Source organism: Flavobacterium taihuense (assembly GCF_019351435.1).
In the GTDB taxonomy this organism is placed as follows: Bacteria; Bacteroidota; Bacteroidia; order Flavobacteriales; family Flavobacteriaceae; genus Flavobacterium; species Flavobacterium taihuense.
Window position 1 is genome coordinate 38829 of record NZ_JAHWYN010000019.1, and the last position, 21153, is coordinate 59981.

Consider the following 21153-nt stretch of genomic DNA (forward strand, 5'->3'; position numbering starts at 1 on the left):
TGGCCCGACAGCAGCTAGGAAAAAGGGCGCTGACGTCAAAGCTGATAGCCCTTTTTTCTAGCTGGTGGCACGCCCTAATTATTCGGATATTAAGGGGTGTTTTTTCAGTGAAAATAAGGGATTAAAAATATTTTTCTAAATTTTAATATAAAATTCATTTTTTTTACGTGCATTAGAATAAAAATTTTATTTTTGCCGTTCACTAAATTAAATTTTAAATGGCTACTTACAGTAAAAGAGGATATAAAACACCAAAAGAAAAGGAAGTAAAAGACGATGCAGTTGAAAATGTAACGATTGACGAAAAAGACAGTGCTACGGCTGAGGTTTTTTCGAAATTAGACGAAACAGCTTCTAAGACAGAAGACTGGGTTGCTAAGAATCAAAAAATTATTATTGGGGTTGTTGGTGCTATTACATTGGTAACTGTTGGATATTTTGCTTATCAAAAATTTATCGCCAATCCTAAAGAAGATGATGCTGCGAACGAAATGTTTGTTGCACAATCTAACTTTGAAAAAGCGACTAATGGTGTGGCAAGTGATTCATTGTATAAATTGTCATTGAATGGTTCTGAAGGTAAATTTGGATTTGTAAAAATCGCTGATGAATATTCTGGAACTGCTGCGGGAAATTTGGCTAATTATTATGCGGGTATTGCTTATTTGAATACCGGTAAATATGATGAAGCGATTACTTTTTTAGGTAAATTCAGTTCAAATGATTTGATGTTAAGTGCTTTGGCAAAAGGAGCTATTGGGGATGCTTATTCTCAAAAAAATCAACCAAAAGAAGCTTTGGAGAATTATATTAAAGCTTCTGAGGCTAGCAAAAATGATTTTACAACGCCTCGTTTCTTGATGAAAGCCGGTAAAGTAGCTTTGGCATTAGGAAATAAAGCGGATGCTTTGAAATATTTCACTGATATTAAAGAAAATTACGAAAACGCTCCTGAAGCTGCAACAGTGGATGGTTTGATTGGTTTGTCACAAGAGTAAAAAGATTTAAGATTGTTGGTTTATAGCTATTAAATTTCTATCTTTAATAGCTGAAATCTAAATTCTATCCCGATAGCTTCGGGACTAAATTCTAAAATATAATGGCTACCATAAATAAAAATTTATCTGATTATGATAAAAACACGGTCCCAAACGCGAAAGACTTTCGCTTTGGGATTGTTGTTTCTGAATGGAATGATACTATCACAGAAGGTCTTTTTAAAGGAGCAATTGCGGCTTTGTTGGAAAATGAGGTTCCTTCTCATCACATTATCCGGTGGAATGTTCCTGGAAGTTTTGAGCTGATCTATGGTTCAAAAAAAATGTTGCAAACTCAAAATGTAGATGCTGTAATTGCAATTGGATGTGTGATTCAAGGGCAAACCAAGCATTTTGATTTTGTATGTGAAGGGGTAACCCAAGGAATTAAAGATTTGAATGTTCAAACCGATGTACCTGTTATTTTTTGTGTCTTGACAGATGATAACATTCAGCAATCAATTGATAGAAGTGGGGGGATTCATGGAAACAAAGGTACTGAAGCAGCTATTGCAGCCATAAAAATGGCTTACATTCGTCAACAAGCTTCTTTGTCTCACCAAATTGACAATCAGCATTTATTGTCTCCAGGTGCTTTGCGAATTGAAAATTTGCCTTTGCAAATAGAAGAATAATAGATTTTGTAATTGGCGATTAGTAATTAGTGAAAAGCTGATTACGGAGTGCTATTTACTAATTACTTAAAAAAAGCCTATACTTTTCATTGAATTGTATAGGCTTTTTTATGTTTTTTTTGTGATTAACGGAATTTTACGGAATCTTCTTAATTGTTATATTTGATGCTAAATGTTTAAAAAAATAATTGATGATAGTTTCGAATATAAAAAGATATGCATTTATTCTGTTGTTGTTTGTATTCGGATTTAGTCAGGCCCAAGGCGTAATTGATGAAAATTTGAAAAAAGAGTTGGATGGTATTTATAAATCGGACCAAATTCTTAGAGAGTATATTGATTCTGAAACAACCGATAGCAGAAAATTACAAATACTCAATGAAACAGGTTATTCAAAAGATGATTTGGCAAATGGTAATGTGTATGTGATACTGAATAAGCTAGATTCCATTAATCTTATACGGATTGAGGAAATTATCGCAAAACAGGGTTACCCAGGTAAAACATTAGTTGGAGAACCGACCAATGAAGCGGCTTGGTTTGTGATTCAGCACAGCAAAAAAATAGCTGATTATTTTCCGATGATTCAGGAAGCAGGAGCAAGCAATGAAATACCCTTTACAAAAGTTGCCATGATGCACGATAGAATGCTAATGCAGGAGGGAAAGGAGCAACTTCATGGCACTCAAGGAGCTGGAATGAATATTTTGAACCCGACATCGGGGAAGAAAGAGTTTTGGAATTATATTTGGCCTATACAAAATGCAGAATCAGTAAATGAACTGAGGAAGGAAGCGGGGTTTACCACTACTGTAGAAGAGAATGCGAAAAGAATGGGAATAGCTTATAAACGTTATTCCCTTGAAGAAGTAAAGCAATTAACCATAAAAGAATAATAGCATTATTATTGGTTTTAAAAGGGTTAGCTTTCGATTTAAATTTGCTTTTTTTTATGACTGTCAAAGAGCTAAAACCCAACAGAAATTCCTTAAATTTGTCCTCCTTGATTTTAATTATTATTTAAAATCTGAAATTTAAAATCCTAAATCTAAAATTTTTCAATGTCGAGTATAATTCAACTGCTTCCTGATCATGTTGCCAACCAAATTGCCGCTGGAGAAGTGGTGCAAAGACCTGCTTCAGTAGTAAAAGAACTATTGGAAAATGCGGTGGACGCCAAAGCAACCGACATCAAATTGATTATAAAAGATGCAGGGAAGTCATTGGTTCAGGTCATTGATAATGGTTCGGGAATGAATGTTACCGATGCTCGTATGTGTTTTGAACGTCATGCCACGTCCAAGATTCGCCAGGCTGAAGATTTATTTTCGCTGCATACCAAAGGGTTTCGCGGAGAAGCATTAGCCTCTATTGCCGCAATTGCCCACATGGAAATGAAAACTAAATTGGAGCAGGAAGAGTTAGGAACGCACATTGTTATTGAAGGGAGTAAATTTATGTCCCAAGATGTGGCGGTTCTGCCAAAAGGAACTTCTTTTGCAGTCAAAAATTTATTTTTTAATATACCTGCTCGCCGTAATTTCTTGAAATCGGATACGGTAGAGTACCGTCATATTATTGATGAATTTCAACGCGTGGCTTTGGCACATCCCAAGATTCATTTTACATTCTATCATAATGGCAGCGATATGTATAATCTGCCTCCATCGAGTTTAAGACAACGGATTGTTAATTTTTTTGGAGGGAAAACCAATGAAAAATTGGTGCCCGTTGTAGAAGATACGGAGATGATGAACATTCAGGGTTTTGTCAGCAAACCAGAATTTGCAAAAAAAAGTAGAGGAGAACAGTTTTTCTTCGTGAATGACCGTTTCATAAAAAGCCCGTATTTGCATCATGCCGTGATGGCTGCTTATGATGGGATTTTAGCAGCTGGTTCACAACCGAGTTATTACTTATATTTAACCGTACCACCGAATACCATTGACATCAATATACATCCCACGAAAACGGAAATCAAGTTTGATAACGAAAGTGCGATGTATGCTATTTTGCGAGCTTCAATAAAACACAGTTTAGGGCAGTTTAATGTGGCACCTGTTCTAGATTTTGAGCGTGATGCAAATTTGGATACCCCCTATCATTATAAAAACTTAGATGCTGAAGTGCCTACCATTCAAGTGGATGGAAATTACAATCCTTTTGCTGATGAAAAGTCAAATAAACTTTTTCCAACATATAAAAAAGCGGAATCAACAGCCAGTTGGGAGAGTTTGTACGTAGATGTTAAACACGATACAAGTATTGTTTCTGGAGGTGCTGCATTTGCGTCAAGTAACAACGATTCTAGTTTTGAAAACAATGAATTTATTTTTGAAAATGAAGAGGTAACGTCCTCTTTGTTTAATGATGAGGAAGTAGAGCAAGCAGTTCATAAAACCTATCAAATTCATAAAAAATACATTGTTTCGCCTATAAAATCGGGTATGGTGATTGTCGATCAAAGCAGGGCGCATCAGCGTGTTTTGTATGAGCAATTCCTGGTGAATATGACTGTGCAACATGCTTCGTGTCAGCAATTGTTGTTTCCTATTAATTTATTTTATTCAGCGGCCGAAATGGAACTTATCGCAGAGTTGCAGCAATCGTTGGTCAACACAGGTTTTGTTTTTGAGGAATCAAATCCAGACCATATCGTGATTTCGGGTATTCCGGTTAACATTACGGAGAGCGAAGTTGCTGCGGTTTTGGATCAGTTATTGAGTGATTTACATAACGGAATTCCAGAGAATAGTTTTAGTCAGAATGATACTATTGCCAAATCTATGGCAAAAAGTTTGGCAGTCAAAACGGGTGCTTATTTGACTGAAAAAGAACAGGAAAACTTAGTAAATGGACTTTTTGCCTGTAAAGACCCAAATGTTTCCCCATTTCAAAAACCGACTTTCATCACCATGCGTGTGGAAGACTTAGATAAAAAATTTGCATTATGATGAATATTACACCTACAGTAAAACAGTTGTTAATAATAAATATATTGTTTTTTATTGGCTCTATGATTGTTGGAGAGCCTGCTTATAAATTGCTTTCGATGTATTTTTTCGAAAGCCCGGATTTTCATTTTTGGCAACTCTTCACGCACATGTTCATGCATGCTCCATTGCCAAATATCATGCATATTGCTTTTAACATGTTTGCTTTGTATTCTTTTGGCTCTGCATTAGAACACTTTTGGGGAGGTAAAAAGTTTTTATTTTTTTATATTTCATGTGGTTTAGGAGCAGCTTTATTACATACCGGCGTTAATTATTATTTCTTTGAAAATGGAATCAATACCTTAGTGGCCAATGGATACCAAAAAGTTGAAATACTAAAAATTCTAAGTGAAGGGAAATTTGATACTAAATGGCAGGAATTATTAGCACCTTCCGATTTTCAGGCTTTTATGGGAGCTTATTTAGGAAATGTTGTAGGAGCTTCGGGAGCTATTTATGGTTTATTGGTAGCTTTTGCATTTATGTTTCCAAATGCCGAATTGGCCTTGATGTTTATTCCAATTCCAATCAAAGCAAAATATTTTGTTCCTGCATTATTGTTAATTGATTTATATTTGGGTGTTTCTGGAGGTTCTTTGTTTGGAGGTTCTAGCGGAATTGCTCATTTTGCTCACCTTGGAGGCGCATTGGTTGGTTTTGTGATGATGTGGTATTGGAAGAAAAATCAATTTGACAATCATCGTTGGAATTAACCCCTAATTGGGAATTATGTTATTGAATAGAACTCATAACTCATAACTTGGAATATGAATATCTTAGACGATTTAAAATTGCAATATAAATTAGGTGGTATCGCCTTAAAAATGATCTATTGGAATGTAGCGTGTTTCCTGGTTTCGTTGGTTTTTTTCTATTCGTTTAAAGTAGGGGTATTTGATTTTCCTAGTTGGATTGCTTTGTCATCGGAACCCGCTGTTTTTGTCTTGAAACCGTGGACTTTTTTATCATATGCTTTTTTTCATGATGGATTTCTTCATCTGTTTTTTAATATGATGGTGTTGAATTTTTCGAGCTATTTGTTTTTGACTTTTTTCTCCTCCAAACAATATCTGGGCTTGTATATTTTGAGTGCCATTTTTGCGGGTGTTATTTTTGTTTTGGGATTTAATTTAATGCATTACAGCGGAGCAATAATTGGAGCTTCGGCGGCAATAATGGCTATTTTGGTTGCTGTAACCACTTATAGCCCTTTGATGAATGTGCGATTGTTACTCGTTGGGAATGTAAAATTATGGCATGTTACGGCGGTAATTCTTATTTTGGATTTAATGCAATTCCGATTGGAGAACTCAGGCGGTCATATTTCTCATTTAGCAGGTGCTTTTTTCGGTTTTGTTTATATCAAGTTGCTTCAAAATGGAATAGATATGAGTAAAATATTGAGCATTGTTTTAGATTTTTTTACCAATATTTTTAAAAAACCAGCAACTCCCTTCAAAAAAGTACATAAAAATTATCAAAAACCAGCCGAAAGGCCAGTTTCCAAAATAGTTGTAAAAGACAAAAAGCAACAACAAATAGATGAGATTTTGGATAAAATCAGCCAGTCGGGTTATGATAGTTTGAGTCAAGAAGAAAAAGAATTCTTGTTTCAAGCCGGAAAATAAACTATTTTTATCTAATTATTGAAGTGTAAATCCTGAACTTTTTGCTCTTAAAGTTTAAAACGCATTAAAAATGAAGAACCTTTCATGGTTTAATAAGGGAATGTTTTTTTTGAATTTAGTACTTATAGTGCTAACATTCATTGCCTATTTACTCCCTTTTTTGGCGCCAAAAATATTTCCTCTTTTGTCGGTTTTTACCTTATTTATGCCTTTGTTTTTTTTAGCAAATGGATTGTTCTTTGTCTATTGGGCGATGCAATTTAAAAAGCGAATGATTTTATCTGGCATCGTTCTTTTGGTTGGAATTACCTTTTTCAATAAGTTTTATAAGTTTTCTGCCAAAGAATTTCAGGAAAGCGACAAAGATTTTACGGTTATGAGTTATAACGTAAGATTATTCAATGTTTTTAAATGGTTGGATCGTGACGATATTCCAGATGTAATTTTAGAATTTATCAATACGGAGAATCCTGATATATTATGTATTCAAGAGTTTTCTAATTCGGCTAATATTGATTTAAAGGTATATCCGTACAAGTACGTTTTGATGGAAGGGAAACAAATTAAAACAGGTCAAGCCATATTTTCAAAATTTCCCATTATAGATCAAGGAAATATTGTGTTTCCCAATTCGAATAACAATGTAGTCTTTGCAGATATTAAGAAAGGTAAAGATATTATTAGAGTGTACAATATGCATCTGCAGTCTATTAAGATTTCGCCGGATGTTAATGAAATTTCCGAAAATATTGATGTAATTGATCAGCAAAAATCAAAGTTTCTTTTTATCCGAATCAGTAAAGCGTTTAAACAGCAGCAGGAGCAAGCGGCAATTTTTAAAGAGCATGAGAAAAATTGTAAATATCCTATTATCATCTGTGGCGATATGAATAACAGTGCTTTTTCTTATGTGTATCGAAATATAAAAGGAAAATTGAAGGATAGTTTTGAAGAAGCGGGAGAAGGCTTTGGTGCTACCTATAAGTTTAAGTATTATCCAGCTCGAATTGATTATATTTTTGTAGATGAAACTATGGAAGTCACGCAATTTGAAAACTTTCCTGATTTTCAAAACTCCGATCATTATCCCATTATGGCGAAATTGTCTATGAAATAGATTTTGATTTACTTCTTTATAAAAAGTAAAAAAAAAACAGTACAGCAATTAAGTTTCAATTCGAAATGAATTTTAATTGCTGTACTGTTTTTAATTTTTAAAGAGGTTCGTTCTGTTATCGAAGCACTTGATTTTTTAAATAATCCATAGCATATCTTCCTTCATTGAATAATAAATCAAGAACGCTCAAATTATTCAAAAAACCGAATTTGTCATCGAAAACCTGAGTGTAGTTTTCAAATACAGAATTATCTTTTTTTCCGTTTATTAAATAGCGAAAATCAGTAATTTGAGTATTATCTATTTCGTGTAAATATTCGGTTGTGGTGCCAAATTCTAGCTTCATTCTTAGACATTTACATGTTATTTCTAAAGCTTGAAAATTAAGATCTATCAAAAAAGTGTGTTTTTTTTGAAAAATAGGCAGTAAATCATCTTCAAAATATTCAAAGAATGGCGAACTTCTGTATGCGGCTTCGAGTGATTTAAAGTGCTGTTTTTGCCAGTCAAACTCCGATTCTATTTTTATGTCTTTTGTCTTCTGGTGTGTTAAATTGGAATGTTTTATAGGGATATTCAATAGTTGAATCCCATTAGGACTGTAAATATAAGTTCTGTTGCGATTGGTTTGTTTCTGAAAATTATCCTCCATTTCAAACATAATACTATCCGATTGAGCCATGGTAACAAAATGGCTTATGGATGGAAAATAGGAGGGATGAATTAAGATGTTCATTTGTTGATTTGTTTAAGGTTTAAAAGTTTAAGGTTGTCAGGGTAACTTTAAACCTTAAACTATGAACTTTTTTAACTATTTTTTTTCTCTTTCCTTTTTTTCCAAAAATGCTCACCAGCAAAAAAAGCAGCTAAAGCAATTAAGAAATGAATTAAATATGATTTAGGTTCACCGTTTTCATTTACAAAAGAGAAAACTCGATTCCATCTAATTTTTTGAAGGCCTTTACCATCTTTTTCCCAACTAAACCAAATGAATACAGGTTTACCAACAACATGATCAAAAGGAACATATCCCCAAAATCTTGCATCTAAAGAGTTTTGACGATTATCTCCCATCATCCAATAATAATCTTGTTTAAAAGTATAGTTGTTCGTAGATTTTCCGTTTATTATAATTTTATCGCCATTAATTTGTAATGTGTTTTTTTCGTATTCCTGTATAATACGTTTATAAAATGGAAGTGTGTTTTTGTCTAATTTAATTGTCACGCCTTTTTTTGGAATATAGATAGGCCCAAAATTGTCTATGTTCCATCCTAACGAATGGATGTGAGGAAATACATCTCCATCTTCTCCCTTTGGGAGTAGATACTTTTTAACACTTTTAACTACTGGATTGTTTGCTATTCTCTTTGCTTCATTATCGGTTAATGTCAATACATATTCTCCATTATTGGTCAGCGCAAAATCTCCATTCCCATTCTTCAAACCATCCCTAGCACCATACAGGTTCACTAATGAATTTTGATCCATAGGTGTACCTTGAGTATTTACAAAAAAGTTGTATTGGAGTTTTGCGCTTTCAGGTAATTTGCTTGGTTTTCCGTTGATATATACGTTTCCTTCACGAATCTCCAAAGAATCTCCAGGTATGGCAACACAGCGTTTTACTAAATTTGTTTTTTTGTCAATCGGTTTGTAGTAATTTCTTATTGGTTTGAAATTATCCATATCCAATAAAGTATCCGCGGGCTGGTTAAACACTACGATTTCATTACGTTTAATCGTTTCAATAGAAGGAAATCTAAAATAGGGTAATTGAAACTTATTCAAAAGCGAAGTCTCTTTTTTTGTGATATCATCATTGAAAAGGTATGACTTTTTTCTTAAAATAGGGATAGAATCATGCATCATAGGCAATGCAATTGCAGTCATTGGAGCTCTTGCACCATAATTTAATTTGCTTACAAATAAAAAATCCCCAATGTATAATGTTTTCTCTAATGAAGAAGAAGGAATCGTAAATGGCTGTATAATATAGGTATGAACTAATGTAGCGACAATGATAGCAAATAGTAAAGAACTGATTGTATCGGCTGTTTTATTCTCAGGTTTTAAATTTCTCTCTGCTTTATAATTTAATGTTTGAGTATAACTGACATAATAAATATAAAATCCTAAAGTAATAATGGCTAAAAAGGTATTTAAATTTGAATTTTTTCCAAAACTTCGTAATGTTTCTACCCAAATTATAGGAAACATGATGAGATTAATAATAGGAATAAAAAGCAGAATAGTCCACCAAGCAGGTCTGCCGATAATTTTCATTAGAATAATTGCGTTGTAAACAGGAATTAAAGCTTCCCAGCGTTTTCTTCCTGCAATTTCATATAATTTCCATGTCCCTAAAAAATGGATTATTTGTATGAACAGAAAAAAAATAAACCATTGATATATTGACATAGTCACCTCGTTTTATAGTTCTTTTTTCGATTTTCTTTTTTTCCAAAAATACTCACCAACAAAAAAGGCAGCAAGTGCAATTAAGAAATATTTAAAGTATGATTGAGGCTGTCCTTCACCGCTTACGGTTGTGAATACTCTGTCCCAACGAACTTTCCAGTTGCTCTTAGAGCCATTAATACCATCGATACTCATCCAGATGAATATTGGTTTTCCTACGATATGGTTTTCGGGAACATAGCCCCAATAACGGCTGTCTTCAGAGTTATGACGATTGTCTCCCATCATCCAATAATAGTTTTGGTCAAAAGTATAGGCTGTGGCTACTTTGCCATCGATCCTAATCTCATTTCCATTTACTTTCAAATCTTTTTTCTCGTAATCGGTGATTATAGTTTTGTAAAAAGGTAACGATTCTAGGTTTAAGGCAACGGTTTTTCCTTTTTGAGGGATATAAATTGGGCCAAAATTATCTCTATTCCATTTGCCAATGTGTGGAAAAATACCATCTTCAATATTTTTTGAAATAATTCTGTTTACAGCTGTTATTCCTGGAACATGCTGTAATCTTTCAGCTCCTGCAGCAGTTAAGGCACTTATGAATAAAGTGTCTCTTGTTTGTTGGTTTAAGAAACCAGCACCATCAGTGATATCCATATCTTTGAAAAGATATTCAAAGTCAATAGGTGTTTTGCTATCCAAAACTACGTTGTATGAGAACTGCGGTTTAGCACGTTCCGGCAAAATCAATTCTTTTCCGTTGATATAAACTAATCCGTCTTTTATGGATAAGCTATCACCAGGAATACCAACGCAACGTTTTACATAATTTGATTTTTTGTCAATTGGTTTGTCTACTCTTAGTCCGGAACGGTCTCTGAATTTGTATACAGTATCTGCTGGCCAGTTGAAAACAACAATATCGGTACGACTGATCGTTTGTAAGCCTGGAAGTCTAAAATAAGGCAATTGAGGCCAAGTTAAATAAGACTTTCGTTTGGTCAATGGGATGGTGTCGTGCACCATTGGCATGGCTACCGTAGTCATCGGGACTCTAGCTCCATAATTCATTTTGCTCACGAACAAAAAGTCACCAACCAATAGGGATTTCTCTAATGAGGAAGTAGGGATAGTATAAGGTTGAATCAAGTAGGTGTGAACAATAGTGGCGACGATCACTGCAAAAAGTAATGAGCTAATTGTGTCAGCCGCTTTATGGTCAGGACTTAAATTTCTATCTGCTTCGTAATTTAAAGTTTGGGTATAATTGAGATAAAAGATGTAAAATCCTAAGGTTCCAATTACAAGCACTGTATCTAAAAAAGTTTTTTTACCGAAACTACGAATAGTCTCTACCCAAATAACGGGAAACATAATTAGGTTGATGATTGGGATAAAAAGTAAAAGAGTCCACCAAGTAGGGCGACCAATTATTTTCATTAAAACTATCGCATTGTAAACTGGAATTGCTGCTTCCCAACGTTTTCTTCCGGCACTTTCATATAATTTCCAAGTTCCTAAGAAATGAATAACCTGAACAGCTAAGAAAAATACAAACCAAAGATATAGTGTCATAATTTTAGATTTTAAACTTTAGATTTTAACCAAATTTCTATTTGGATTTAGTAATTTATTATTTGGAATTTAAATTCAAAACGTCTTTCATCGTAAATACACCGTGTTTTCCAACAAGCCACTCTGCAGCAATAACAGCTCCTAGGGCAAAGCCTTCCCGATTATGTGCGGTGTGTTTTATTTCGATAGAATCTACATCAGAGTTGTAGGTTACTGTATGGGTTCCTGGAACCGTTCCAACTCTTACTGCTTTGATATGAATTTGCTTAGCCTGTTCGCTGTCGCTCGGTTCATTTTCTTTTGAAGTGTCTAATGTCCAATTGGTGTAATTACTATTTTCAGTAATGCCTTTGGCCAATGAAATAGCAGTTCCGCTTGGTGCATCTAGTTTTTGATGGTGGTGAATTTCTTCCATTTTTACTTTATAATGATCAAATTGTGACATTATTTTGGCTAAATATTCATTGAACTCAAAAAACAAATTTACGCCAAGACTAAAGTTAGAACTGGATATGAAACCTCCATTTTTTGCTTTGCAAAGTGCAATCATTTCATCATAATGTTCCAACCAACCTGTTGTTCCGGAGACTACAGGAACATGTGCATTGAAGCAACTGGAAATGTTACTTACTGCTGCTGCTGGTACGCTAAAATCGATAGCAACATCGGCAGTAGAAAGTCCATCATAGGTATTAAACTCATCTTTTCTCAAAACTATTTCATGTCCTCTTTCTAAAGCAATTCTTTCGATTACTTGCCCCATTTTTCCGTATCCTAAAAGCGCAATTTTCATTTGTATATATTTTTTGATTTTTAAAAAGAAACGAATACTGCTCGAATCTAAAAACGATAATTAAGGGTTAGTCCTAAATTTGATTTTAATGTTACAGCATCCGGAGTGATTTCTGGTCGAAAAGACAAACTCTGATTAACATTAAATTGAATTAAGGCAGCGTCAACATTGGCATCTATAATGTTTAGAACATAAAAGCCAATCACAAAAAGACCTGATAACGAAGCGTTTCTTTGGTAAAACTCTTGAGCCGATATTAACTGCTTGTCAGAGAGATAGTCGTAGTTAGGGTCCGGATTTCCGGCTAAACGACCTTTGTAGGCATCTCTGTATTCGTGGTATTTTTTTTTGTTGTCAACGTATAAGTATAAACTAGTTCCAATAGCTCCATAAACAATTGGAATTTTCCAGTACTTTTTATTGTATGCCTGTCCTAATCCCGGTAATATAGCCGAATAGAAAGCAGCTTTTGCAGGTGTCAAAGGGTCTATGTCTATTGATTTTAAAGTGTCTTTTGGCTTTAAAACAGCTTCGGTTTTTGCTTGTGCAAAAACCGAAGCGTTTCCTAAAAGAAAAAGCAGTAGCCCTATGGATATGATTTTATTCACTACCCTTCTATTAATTTTATAATCCTATTGAAGTCTTCTTCAGAATGAAAAGGAATGGTGATTTTTCCTTTACCATTTCCAGCAACTTTTACATCAATTTTTGTTCCAAAATACTTGTTGAAAGTACTAACGTCTTCATCATTAATTTCGAAAGAGGCTGTTTTCGTTGGGATGGCAGGTTTTGGTTTTAAACTTTCATGGTAGTTTTTTACCAAAGTCTCAGTCTCTCTAACAGAAAGATTTTGACTTACTATTTTTTGATAAATATCGGTTTGAACATCATGATCATCAATGTTGATGATGGCACGACCGTGACCCATGCTGATAAAACCATCACGAATTCCGGTTTGAATGATTGGATCTAATTTTAAAAGTCTTAAGTAATTGGCAATAGTAGAGCGTTTTTTACCAACTCTTTCACTCATTTGTTCTTGAGTTAATTGAATTTCATCAATCAAACGTTGGTAAGAAAGCGCAATCTCTATTGGATCTAAGTCATGACGTTGGATATTTTCAACCAAGGCCATTACTAGAGATTCATTATCGTTTGCAATACGAATGTAAGCAGGAACAGTTGTAAGTCCGATTAATGTCGAAGCGCGCAAACGACGTTCTCCGGAAATTAATTGGTATTTATTGAAGTCTAATTTACGAACAGTTATAGGCTGAATAACTCCTAATTCCTTGATGGAAGTGGCTAATTCTCGTAATGATTCTTCGTTAAAATTGCTACGAGGCTGAAAAGGATTTATTTCTATTGCATCAATTTCAAGCTCTATAATATTTCCTACTACTTTATCTGCATTTTTATCTTCTACCGATTGAATATCGTTTTCAGGATCTTTTAATAACGCAGATAAACCCCTACCTAAGGCTTGTTTTTTTATTGCTTTTGACATACAACTATTTACTGTTTTTCTTTATAATTTCCTGAGCTAAATGAATATAGTTAACTGCTCCTTTACTAGTTGCATCATAGTTGATAATGCTTTCTCCAAAACTAGGAGCCTCGCTCAATTTTACATTCCTTTGTATCACGGTTTCAAAAACCATATCGTTAAAATGTTTTTGAACTTCTTCTACTACTTGGTTGGATAAACGCAATCTAGAATCAAACATGGTCAATAGTAAACCTTCAATATCTAAATCTGGATTGTGAATTTTTTGAATACTTTTGATAGTATTTAATAATTTACCCAAACCTTCTAATGCAAAATACTCGCACTGAATAGGAATAACTACTGAATCTGCAGCAGTTAAAGCATTCAGGGTTAAAAGTCCAAGAGATGGAGCGCAATCAATTAAAATATAATCGTATTGATCTTTTACACTTTCCAATGCTTTTTTAAGCATATATTCTCTATTTTCTTTGTCAACCAATTCTATTTCAATCGCAACAAGATCAATATGTGCAGGAATTACATCAACATTTGGAGAAGAACATTTTATGATAGCCTCCGATGGTGTGTGACTGTGTTCGAGAATTTGGTAGGTTCCAATTTCAACTGTTTCTACATCAATTCCTAAACCTGAAGTGGCATTTGCCTGAGGATCAGCGTCTATTAGTAATACTTTTTTTTCTAAAACACCCAATGAAGCAGCTAGGTTAATGGAAGTAGTTGTCTTTCCAACTCCACCTTTCTGATTCGCAATCGCTATGATTTTGCCCATTTATTTTCTAAATTTTGAACGGTAAAAATACAATTATTTATGGGTTTTGAAAATCTATTTTGTTAACAAAAACAAATAGTTTTCCCAATCCCCAATTTATCTTAACAATAGTCTATATTTATTGCTTTTTTGGTAAGTATTATGGCTAAAAAAAAGAGAACTGTAGAAATAGTTCTCTTTTTTGACTCTTTATTTAGGTGTTATTTCTGATTGTTTTCAGTAGTTTTTGATGTTAATCGGTGAATATTGCAAGTGACTAACTTTTTTTCTTTGCTTTAATCATCATTTCCAATTGATCCCATAATTCTTCAGGAATGGCTTCAAGTAAATTGAATTGTCCTGCACCTTTCAGCCATTCACCTCCATCAATAACAATTACTTCACCATTGACATAGGCAGAAAAATCAGAGACTAAGTAAGCAGCCAAATTGGCTAATTCCTGATGGTCACCCACTCGCTTCAAAGGTACTTTTTTTGCTAAATCAAATTTTTCGGCAAGATCTCCCGGTAGTAATCGGTCCCAGGCTCCTTTGGTAGGAAAGGGTCCAGGTGCAATGGCATTTGTACGAATGCCGTATTTTGCCCATTCTACCGCTAGACTTCTTGTCATGGCAAGAACTCCCGCTTTGGCAGTGGCGCTTGGAACTACATAAGCTGAACCTGTCCAGGCATAAGTAGTGACGATATTCAAAACGCTTGCCGAAGTTTGTTTGGTATCAATCCAATGTTTTCCAAAGGCTAAAGTGCAGTTTTTAGATCCTTTTAAAACGATGTCAATTACCGTGTCAAAAGCGTTGGCAGATAAACGTTCTGTTGGCGAAATGAAATTTCCTGCTGCATTATTCAATAATACATCAACTTTTCCAAAAGCTTTCAGTACTTCTTGCAACATGTTTTCTACTTCTTCATAATGGCGAACGTCGCATTGAAGAGGTAAACACGTACCTCCTGTTTCGGTTTCTAATTCTTTAGCGGTGTTTTTTAGTTTTTCTAAATCTCTGGACGTAATGGCTACTTGAGCTCCTAATTCCAAGAAATATTTGGTCATCGCTTTTCCTAAGCCACTTCCGCCTCCTGTAACAACTATTACTTTGCCTTTTAAGGCATCGTCTCTTAACATTTTATCGGTATAACTCATAATTTATTTTTTTTGGATTGTAAATGTAGTGAAATAAAATAGTATGCATGCATAATAAATGTGTAAAATTATAATTTTTTAAATTTCACACATTCTTTTTGCTGCCTCTTCTAAAGTTTGGTTGTCTTTGGCGAAGCAAAAACGGATTAACTTTAAATCTTTTTCATCAGCATAAAAAGTAGATATGGGAATTGCAGCGACGCCATATTCAGTAATTAATCGTTTGCAAAAATCAACATCGTTTTCTTTTGAAATGTTGGCATACGACGCGACTTGAAAATAAGTTCCTTCGCAGGGCATTAATTCAAAGCGGCTGTTTTTTAATAAGGTTCTAAAATAATCTCTTTTCTCTTGATAAAGTGAGCTGATCTCGTTTATGTTCACTAAATCTAAGTATTCGGAAACGGCTACTTGACAAATGCTGTTGACACTGAAAACCAAAAATTGATGCACTTTTTTGATTTCTTTCATCAAATAATCGGGTGCTACAAGATAACCTATTTTCCAGCCTGTTACATGAAATGATTTGCCAAAAGAGGAAACCATAATACAACGATCGAGTAATTTGGGTCGAGTGTGGGTCGAAATGTGTTTTTGTTCGAAAGTGATGTATTCATATACTTCGTCAGAAAGCAATAATACATTAGGGTATTTTTCTAAAAGTAATTCTAATTTTTCAAAATCAGATTCATTTAAAATTTTACCCGTAGGATTGTGTGGATTATTGATGATAATCATTCTGGTCTTCTCTGAAAAGGCCTTTTCAATATTCTCCCAATGGGGTGTGTAATCGTCATTAAGTGCTACACGAATAGGTTTGGCATGGCTTAACAGTATGGGGGCTTCGTATGAATCATAGCTTGGATCAAGAATGATTGCTTCATCGTTGGGTTTCAACAAAGCCAATAAAGAGGTAAATATGGCTTGGGTTGCTCCAGCAGTTACGAGTATTTCGGTTTCTGGACGAATGTTGCGATTGTAAGATGATTTTACCAATGTTGCAATTTTTGTCAACAATGGAGGGTAACCTGACATGGGTGTGTATTGGTGAACGTCTTCATGCGCCAATCGAGAAACAATTTTAGTTAATCTTTCATCAACGGGGAAGTTTGGAAATCCTTGGGAAAGATTGATTGCATTGTGTTCCGCTGCCATTTTGGACATTACCGTAAAGATGCTAGTTGTTACATTTGGTAATTTACTCATGTAATAAATGAATTTATTTAGGAGTATAAAAGTAGTTTTTTTAAGCTTGTTTTTTCTTTTTTGGCGCAATGATGTTCAGGAAATATAAATATTGTGGGTTAAACGAGTGTTCTTGCGTGCTGCGTGAGGGATGGAGCAAGGCGCCAAAGCACTCGTGATAGCCCGACAGCATAAAGAAAATGGGCCGACTCACCGGTGTAGATGAGTAGGCCCATTTTTTTTATGGTGGCACGCCCAAAAGAGCTTTGTTAATTACATTTTATGAATTATGAAAATGGTGGGGCGTTTGTGTAAATCGACAGTTTCTTTTTTCCATGCTGAAATTTTCTTTGTTTTTATGTATTCAGTTGATAAAGTAATATCGGCAGCAATACATAAATGTGTGTCGGGATGTAATGTCTGGATTAAATCTTCGAGCAGTTTGTTGTTGCGGTATGGGGTTTCAATGAAAATCTGAGACTGATTTTTTTCAAAAGATATGCGTTCTAGACTCTTGAAACTGGCTTTTTTTTCGTCTTTTTCGATAGGTAAATAACCATGAAAAGTAAAACTTTGACCATTCATTCCGGATGCCATCATGGCTAATAATATGGAGGATGGGCCAACAAGTGGGACAACTTGAATTCCTTTGTCGTGGGCTAGTTTTACGATTACAGCACCAGGATCGGCTACCCCGGGGCATCCTGCTTCGCTCATAAGTCCCATGTCTTTACCTTCCAAAAGTGGTTTGATGAACTCTTGATGGTCTTTGGGTTCTGTGTATTTGTTGAGGATAAAAAGCTTTAGCTCTGATTGTTTTTTGTCAGGATTAGTCTGTTTTATTGATTTTCGAGCTGTTTTGTCGTTCTCAACCACATAATAGTCAATTAAATCAACGCATCTTTTTATGGTTTGTGGTAATACGTCCATCGGGTCGCAATCGCCCATAGTAGTTGGGATTAAGTATAGTTTACCAAAAAGAGGTGCTGATTTCATAGATGTGACTTTCTGTTATTAGAAATACGATTTTGTAGTTTTCTAATAATGGTTTTGGGCTAATGTATTTGCCTTTATGGGCAAAGTTATAAAAAACTTATTTAGTTTTTTAGGAATGTTTGGCAATCAGTCTTTGGGCAATTACTTCGCAAGCTTCATCGAGCATTTCATAGACCATGTCAAAACCATTTGCAACACCATAATATGGGTCTGGGACATCAACATTTTCATTTGGGAAGATAGCGTCTAAAACAAGTTGGACTTTTTCTTTTTGGGTTTCGTTTTGAGCAAGATGAATCACATCATTGTAATTGTGGTTGTCCATTACAAAAATATAGTCAAAAGCATCGAAATCGGATTGTTGAAATTGTCTTCCTTGTTGATTGGCAATGTTTAAACCGTTTTTTTTGGCGGTGGCTACAGAACGATTGTCTGGAGCACGGCCAACATGCCAAGAACCTGTTCCTGCAGAATCTACAAGGAATTTGTTTGGGGGAAGTTTGGAGGCTAAAATACCTTCTGCCAATGGAGAACGGCAGATATTACCCAAACAAACCATTAAAATTTTAACAGGCATATTGCTTTTTATAGCGTTAATTTTGAATTAATATCCTCGACATACTTTTTGAATTGTTTGTCGGTTGCTACTAAATTGTCTACTGTTTTACAGGCATGCAATACTGTGGCGTGATCACGGTCTCCTATTTGAGAACCGATATTAGCCAATGAAGCTTTGGTGAATTTTTTTGCAAAAAACATAGCTAGTTGTCTCGCTTGTACAACGTGCCTTTTTCTAGTTTTGGATTGTAATGTTTCTAAATCCAATTGGAAATAATCAGAAACAATTTTTTGAATGTAATCGATTGAAATTTCTCTCTTTACATTTTTTACAAATTTTTCTACGACACTTTTAGCAAGTTCGATAGTTACTTCTTTTTTGTTGAAAGAAGATTGTGCAATCAATGAAATGATAGCGCCCTCTAGTTCACGAACATTTGATTTAATGTTACGAGCTACGTATTCTATGATATCATCCGGCATCTCAACACCATCACGATATAAAATGTTTTTTAAGATTGAAATTCTTGTTTCGTAATCCGGTTGGTGCAATTCAGCAGATAATCCCCATTTGAAACGAGACAACAAACGTTGCTCAATATCTTGCATGTCAACAGGAGCCTTGTCAGAAGTCAGGATAACCTGTTTTCCGTTTTGGTGCAAATAATTAAAAATATGGAAAAATACATCTTGTGTTCCTGATTTTCCTGAAAGGAATTGAACATCGTCAATGATTAAAACATCTATTAATTGGTAAAAATGAATGAAATCATTTCTATTGTTTTTCTTAACCGAGTCTATATATTGTTGGGTAAAAATTTCAGCTGAAATATATAAAACCGTTTTCTCTGGATATTTATCTTTGATTTCAACACCGATAGCGTGGGCTAAGTGTGTTTTTCCCAATCCAACACCACCAAAAATTAATAATGGGTTGAAAGATGTTCCTCCTGGTTTATTGGCAACTGCCATACCTGCAGAACGGGCTAATCTATTAGAATCACCTTCCAGGAAGTTGTCAAAACTATAATTGGGATTCAATTGGGATTCGATTTTTAAATTACGAATACCAGGAATAACAAAAGGGTTTTTTAATTCTGGATTTAGGTTTTTAAATGGAGCATCTACTTCTTGAGCTTTCATCGGAGCTCTATTGGCACTTGGCAACTGTTCCGTAAACGGCTGTTTGTTACCATAAGTGTTTTCCATTTTGATTTTATAGAGTAACTTTGCGTTTTTTCCAAGTTCTTTGGTTAGGGCCACTTTTAATAATTTTACATAGTGTTCTTCTAGCCATTCGTAGAAAAATTTACTTGGTACTTGAATATATAATGCATTATCGGTAAGTTCAACTGATTTAATAGGTTCGAACCAAGTTTTATAGGCTTGATCTTGAATGTTGTCCTTTATGAAGGACAAACAGTTTTCCCATACTGATTGTGCAGTCTTGTTCATATATTTAGTTAAATTTTTTTATTTGGGTACTTATTATCTTACAAAAAGAATGTGAAATTGATTCTTTTTTCGGGATAACAAATATGTGAACAATTATCTGTAAAAAAAAATATTTTAGGTTATAATTTTTGAAAATATTGTTGTAAGGCGCTTTTTAAAATTTAAAATTTTAATTCATAATTAATGAAAGATCATCAAATTCAAGTTCGTGTTCGTTATTCAGAAACAGACCAAATGGGGGTTGTTTATCACGGAAATTACATACCCTATTTTGAGATAGGAAGGGTCGAATGGCTCAGAAACAAAGGGATTTCATATAAAGTAATGGAAGAAAGCGGTATTGGGCTCCCGATTGTGAACATGAATGTCAATTATAAAAAATCGGCAAGATATGATGAGTTGTTGACGGTGCACACGGTTTTCAAAAGTCAGACGTCTGTGAAGATAGAATTTGATTGTGCAATTTACAATGAAGCCAAAGAGTTATTAACAACTGCCCAATTTATGTTGGTTTTTGTGTCCTTAAAAACGGGTAGACCAACAGCTCCGCCAGATTACATTTTGGAACTACTAAAAACTTTTGAATAATAGTCAAAAGGAGTTCTTTTAAATGAGAATTTATAGTTTTTTTATGTCAATTTCAAACAAAGAATTAAAAGTGTCGAATATTATTTCGGCATTTTTTTTTCTGGTTTTTACTACAATTTTCCCAATAGGTAAATTGGTTTCTGCATTTATTTCCATTTCTTGAGATGTAATGTCTAGTTTTTTTTCTTTGATGACGCGCATCACTTTATTCATGTTTTTATAGTCAAATGAAATCATGAAAGGAATGTCAATTGTTTTCTCGATAATTTCGCAAGATTCTAATGTGATTTGTGCTGAAGTTTTATAGGCCGAAATTAATCCGCCAACACCTAGTTTTATTCCGCCATAAATTCGAACCACAACAACAAGTACATTCGTAAGTCCAAAAGATTGTATTTGACCGTAAATCGGAGCTCCTGCTGTATTGCTTGGCTCACCATCATCATTGGCTCTGTATTGAATGGTTTCGGTTCCTATTTGATAGGCGTAGCAGTAGTGGACTGCGTGTGGATGTTGTTTTTTTAAGACTTCTAAAATGGGTTTTACTTCTTCCTCCGATTCTATTGGAAAAGCATAACCGAAAAATTTACTGCTTTTTTCTTTGAATAAAGATTCTTCAGAGGGAAATGCAATGGTATTGTAGGTGTCTTTCATTTTTAATGTCAATGTCAAAAATCATTTTCAGTTTAAAAAATAATATTGATGGTTTAATATTTAATGGGCTTGTTGGATGTATTTATTTTAATTTTTCT

At 34.3% G+C, this 21153-nt stretch carries 21 protein-coding genes; 8 read left to right on the forward strand and 13 right to left on the reverse strand.

Going from position 1 to position 21153, the window contains the following annotated elements:
* The first annotated feature begins 218 nt into the window (after positions 1–218).
* From KZH69_RS17155 to KZH69_RS17185, 7 genes are all read left to right on the forward strand, one after another.
* Positions 219–998, forward strand: coding sequence for a tetratricopeptide repeat protein (locus KZH69_RS17155; RefSeq protein WP_219318708.1), 780 nt, complete (start codon positions 219–221; stop codon positions 996–998).
* A gap of 101 nt (positions 999–1099) precedes the next feature.
* Entirely contained in the window at positions 1100–1672 is a 573-nt protein-coding gene (ribH, locus tag KZH69_RS17160; RefSeq protein WP_219318709.1) for a 6,7-dimethyl-8-ribityllumazine synthase, read from the forward strand.
* A gap of 191 nt (positions 1673–1863) precedes the next feature.
* Entirely contained in the window at positions 1864–2568 is a 705-nt protein-coding gene (locus tag KZH69_RS17165) for a DUF6624 domain-containing protein (protein WP_219318710.1), read from the forward strand.
* Between the two features lie 165 nt (positions 2569–2733).
* Entirely contained in the window at positions 2734–4626 is a 1893-nt protein-coding gene (mutL, locus tag KZH69_RS17170) for a DNA mismatch repair endonuclease MutL (RefSeq protein ID WP_219318711.1), read from the forward strand.
* Entirely contained in the window at positions 4623–5381 is a 759-nt protein-coding gene (locus tag KZH69_RS17175) for a rhomboid family intramembrane serine protease (protein WP_219318712.1), read from the forward strand. The genes mutL and KZH69_RS17175 overlap by 4 nt, the downstream gene beginning before the upstream one ends.
* A gap of 54 nt (positions 5382–5435) precedes the next feature.
* Entirely contained in the window at positions 5436–6296 is an 861-nt protein-coding gene (locus tag KZH69_RS17180) for a rhomboid family intramembrane serine protease (RefSeq protein ID WP_219318713.1), read from the forward strand.
* 70 nt (positions 6297–6366) lie between these two features.
* Positions 6367–7413 (forward strand): endonuclease/exonuclease/phosphatase family protein, encoded by a 1047-nt coding sequence (locus KZH69_RS17185; RefSeq protein ID WP_219318714.1) that lies wholly within the window; start codon positions 6367–6369, stop codon positions 7411–7413.
* A gap of 115 nt (positions 7414–7528) precedes the next feature.
* On the opposite strand, the gene KZH69_RS17190 is transcribed toward KZH69_RS17185, so the two are convergent.
* From KZH69_RS17190 to dnaA, 12 genes are all read right to left on the reverse strand, one after another.
* Complete coding sequence (locus KZH69_RS17190; RefSeq protein ID WP_219318715.1) at positions 7529–8149, reverse strand: WbqC family protein; 621 nt, start codon at positions 8147–8149, stop codon at positions 7529–7531.
* A 71-nt stretch (positions 8150–8220) separates the two neighbouring features.
* Positions 8221–9834, reverse strand: a complete 1614-nt coding sequence (gene lepB, locus KZH69_RS17195) for a signal peptidase I (RefSeq protein WP_219318716.1) — start codon at positions 9832–9834, stop codon at positions 8221–8223.
* A gap of 12 nt (positions 9835–9846) precedes the next feature.
* Positions 9847–11409: a signal peptidase I gene (gene lepB / locus KZH69_RS17200; RefSeq protein ID WP_219318717.1), complete on the reverse strand. Its 1563-nt coding sequence runs from the start codon at positions 11407–11409 to the stop codon at positions 9847–9849.
* 58 nt (positions 11410–11467) lie between these two features.
* Positions 11468–12202, reverse strand: coding sequence for a 4-hydroxy-tetrahydrodipicolinate reductase (gene dapB / locus KZH69_RS17205; protein WP_219318718.1), 735 nt, complete (start codon positions 12200–12202; stop codon positions 11468–11470).
* A gap of 47 nt (positions 12203–12249) precedes the next feature.
* Positions 12250–12810, reverse strand: coding sequence for a DUF5683 domain-containing protein (locus tag KZH69_RS17210; protein ID WP_219318719.1), 561 nt, complete (start codon positions 12808–12810; stop codon positions 12250–12252).
* Positions 12810–13709, reverse strand: coding sequence for a ParB/RepB/Spo0J family partition protein (locus KZH69_RS17215; protein ID WP_219318720.1), 900 nt, complete (start codon positions 13707–13709; stop codon positions 12810–12812). The genes KZH69_RS17210 and KZH69_RS17215 overlap by 1 nt, the downstream gene beginning before the upstream one ends.
* A gap of 4 nt (positions 13710–13713) precedes the next feature.
* Complete coding sequence (locus KZH69_RS17220; protein ID WP_077375486.1) at positions 13714–14481, reverse strand: ParA family protein; 768 nt, start codon at positions 14479–14481, stop codon at positions 13714–13716.
* A gap of 256 nt (positions 14482–14737) precedes the next feature.
* Positions 14738–15619: an SDR family oxidoreductase gene (locus tag KZH69_RS17225; protein ID WP_219318721.1), complete on the reverse strand. Its 882-nt coding sequence runs from the start codon at positions 15617–15619 to the stop codon at positions 14738–14740.
* A 78-nt stretch (positions 15620–15697) separates the two neighbouring features.
* Positions 15698–16825, reverse strand: coding sequence for a methionine aminotransferase (locus tag KZH69_RS17230; RefSeq protein WP_219318722.1), 1128 nt, complete (start codon positions 16823–16825; stop codon positions 15698–15700).
* 252 nt (positions 16826–17077) lie between these two features.
* Positions 17078–17800, reverse strand: coding sequence for an SAM-dependent methyltransferase (locus KZH69_RS17235; RefSeq protein ID WP_219318723.1), 723 nt, complete (start codon positions 17798–17800; stop codon positions 17078–17080).
* A 109-nt stretch (positions 17801–17909) separates the two neighbouring features.
* The gene (locus KZH69_RS17240) at positions 17910–18377 is read right to left on the reverse strand and encodes a low molecular weight protein-tyrosine-phosphatase (protein WP_219318724.1); all 468 of its coding nucleotides are present in this window, start codon (positions 18375–18377) and stop codon (positions 17910–17912) included.
* Between the two features lie 8 nt (positions 18378–18385).
* A complete protein-coding gene (dnaA, locus tag KZH69_RS17245) occupies positions 18386–19813 on the reverse strand; it encodes a chromosomal replication initiator protein DnaA (RefSeq protein WP_116797344.1) in 1428 nt (475 codons plus the stop codon).
* 183 nt (positions 19814–19996) lie between these two features.
* Here dnaA and KZH69_RS17250 point away from each other — a divergent pair, with 183 nt between their 5' ends.
* Positions 19997–20401, forward strand: coding sequence for an acyl-CoA thioesterase (locus KZH69_RS17250; protein ID WP_219318725.1), 405 nt, complete (start codon positions 19997–19999; stop codon positions 20399–20401).
* Positions 20402–20431: 30 nt separating this feature from the next.
* Here KZH69_RS17250 and KZH69_RS17255 read toward each other — a convergent pair whose 3' ends face one another.
* On the reverse strand, positions 20432–21055 hold the full coding sequence (locus tag KZH69_RS17255) for an IMPACT family protein (RefSeq protein ID WP_219318726.1): 624 nt from the start codon (positions 21053–21055) through the stop codon (positions 20432–20434).
* Between the last annotated feature and the right edge of the window lie 98 nt (positions 21056–21153).

Excerpts from the sequence above, each read along its gene's own strand:
- lepB (WP_219318716.1), bottom strand. The coding sequence starts at position 9,834 with ATGTCAATATATCAATGGTTTATTTTTTTTCTGTTCATACAAATAATC.
- KZH69_RS17250 (WP_219318725.1), top strand. The coding sequence starts at position 19,997 with ATGAAAGATCATCAAATTCAAGTTCGTGTTCGTTATTCAGAAACAGAC.
- KZH69_RS17175 (WP_219318712.1), top strand. The coding sequence starts at position 4,623 with ATGATGAATATTACACCTACAGTAAAACAGTTGTTAATAATAAATATA.
- ribH (WP_219318709.1), top strand. The coding sequence starts at position 1,100 with ATGGCTACCATAAATAAAAATTTATCTGATTATGATAAAAACACGGTC.
- KZH69_RS17255 (WP_219318726.1), bottom strand. The coding sequence starts at position 21,055 with ATGAAAGACACCTACAATACCATTGCATTTCCCTCTGAAGAATCTTTA.
- KZH69_RS17235 (WP_219318723.1), bottom strand. The coding sequence starts at position 17,800 with ATGAAATCAGCACCTCTTTTTGGTAAACTATACTTAATCCCAACTACT.
- dapB (WP_219318718.1), bottom strand. The coding sequence starts at position 12,202 with ATGAAAATTGCGCTTTTAGGATACGGAAAAATGGGGCAAGTAATCGAA.
- KZH69_RS17190 (WP_219318715.1), bottom strand. The coding sequence starts at position 8,149 with ATGAACATCTTAATTCATCCCTCCTATTTTCCATCCATAAGCCATTTT.
- mutL (WP_219318711.1), top strand. The coding sequence starts at position 2,734 with ATGTCGAGTATAATTCAACTGCTTCCTGATCATGTTGCCAACCAAATT.
- KZH69_RS17230 (WP_219318722.1), bottom strand. The coding sequence starts at position 16,825 with ATGAGTAAATTACCAAATGTAACAACTAGCATCTTTACGGTAATGTCC.
- KZH69_RS17185 (WP_219318714.1), top strand. The coding sequence starts at position 6,367 with ATGAAGAACCTTTCATGGTTTAATAAGGGAATGTTTTTTTTGAATTTA.
- KZH69_RS17155 (WP_219318708.1), top strand. The coding sequence starts at position 219 with ATGGCTACTTACAGTAAAAGAGGATATAAAACACCAAAAGAAAAGGAA.
- lepB (WP_219318717.1), bottom strand. The coding sequence starts at position 11,409 with ATGACACTATATCTTTGGTTTGTATTTTTCTTAGCTGTTCAGGTTATT.
- KZH69_RS17220 (WP_077375486.1), bottom strand. The coding sequence starts at position 14,481 with ATGGGCAAAATCATAGCGATTGCGAATCAGAAAGGTGGAGTTGGAAAG.
- KZH69_RS17225 (WP_219318721.1), bottom strand. The coding sequence starts at position 15,619 with ATGAGTTATACCGATAAAATGTTAAGAGACGATGCCTTAAAAGGCAAA.
- KZH69_RS17165 (WP_219318710.1), top strand. The coding sequence starts at position 1,864 with ATGATAGTTTCGAATATAAAAAGATATGCATTTATTCTGTTGTTGTTT.
- dnaA (WP_116797344.1), bottom strand. The coding sequence starts at position 19,813 with ATGAACAAGACTGCACAATCAGTATGGGAAAACTGTTTGTCCTTCATA.
- KZH69_RS17240 (WP_219318724.1), bottom strand. The coding sequence starts at position 18,377 with ATGCCTGTTAAAATTTTAATGGTTTGTTTGGGTAATATCTGCCGTTCT.
- KZH69_RS17215 (WP_219318720.1), bottom strand. The coding sequence starts at position 13,709 with ATGTCAAAAGCAATAAAAAAACAAGCCTTAGGTAGGGGTTTATCTGCG.
- KZH69_RS17180 (WP_219318713.1), top strand. The coding sequence starts at position 5,436 with ATGAATATCTTAGACGATTTAAAATTGCAATATAAATTAGGTGGTATC.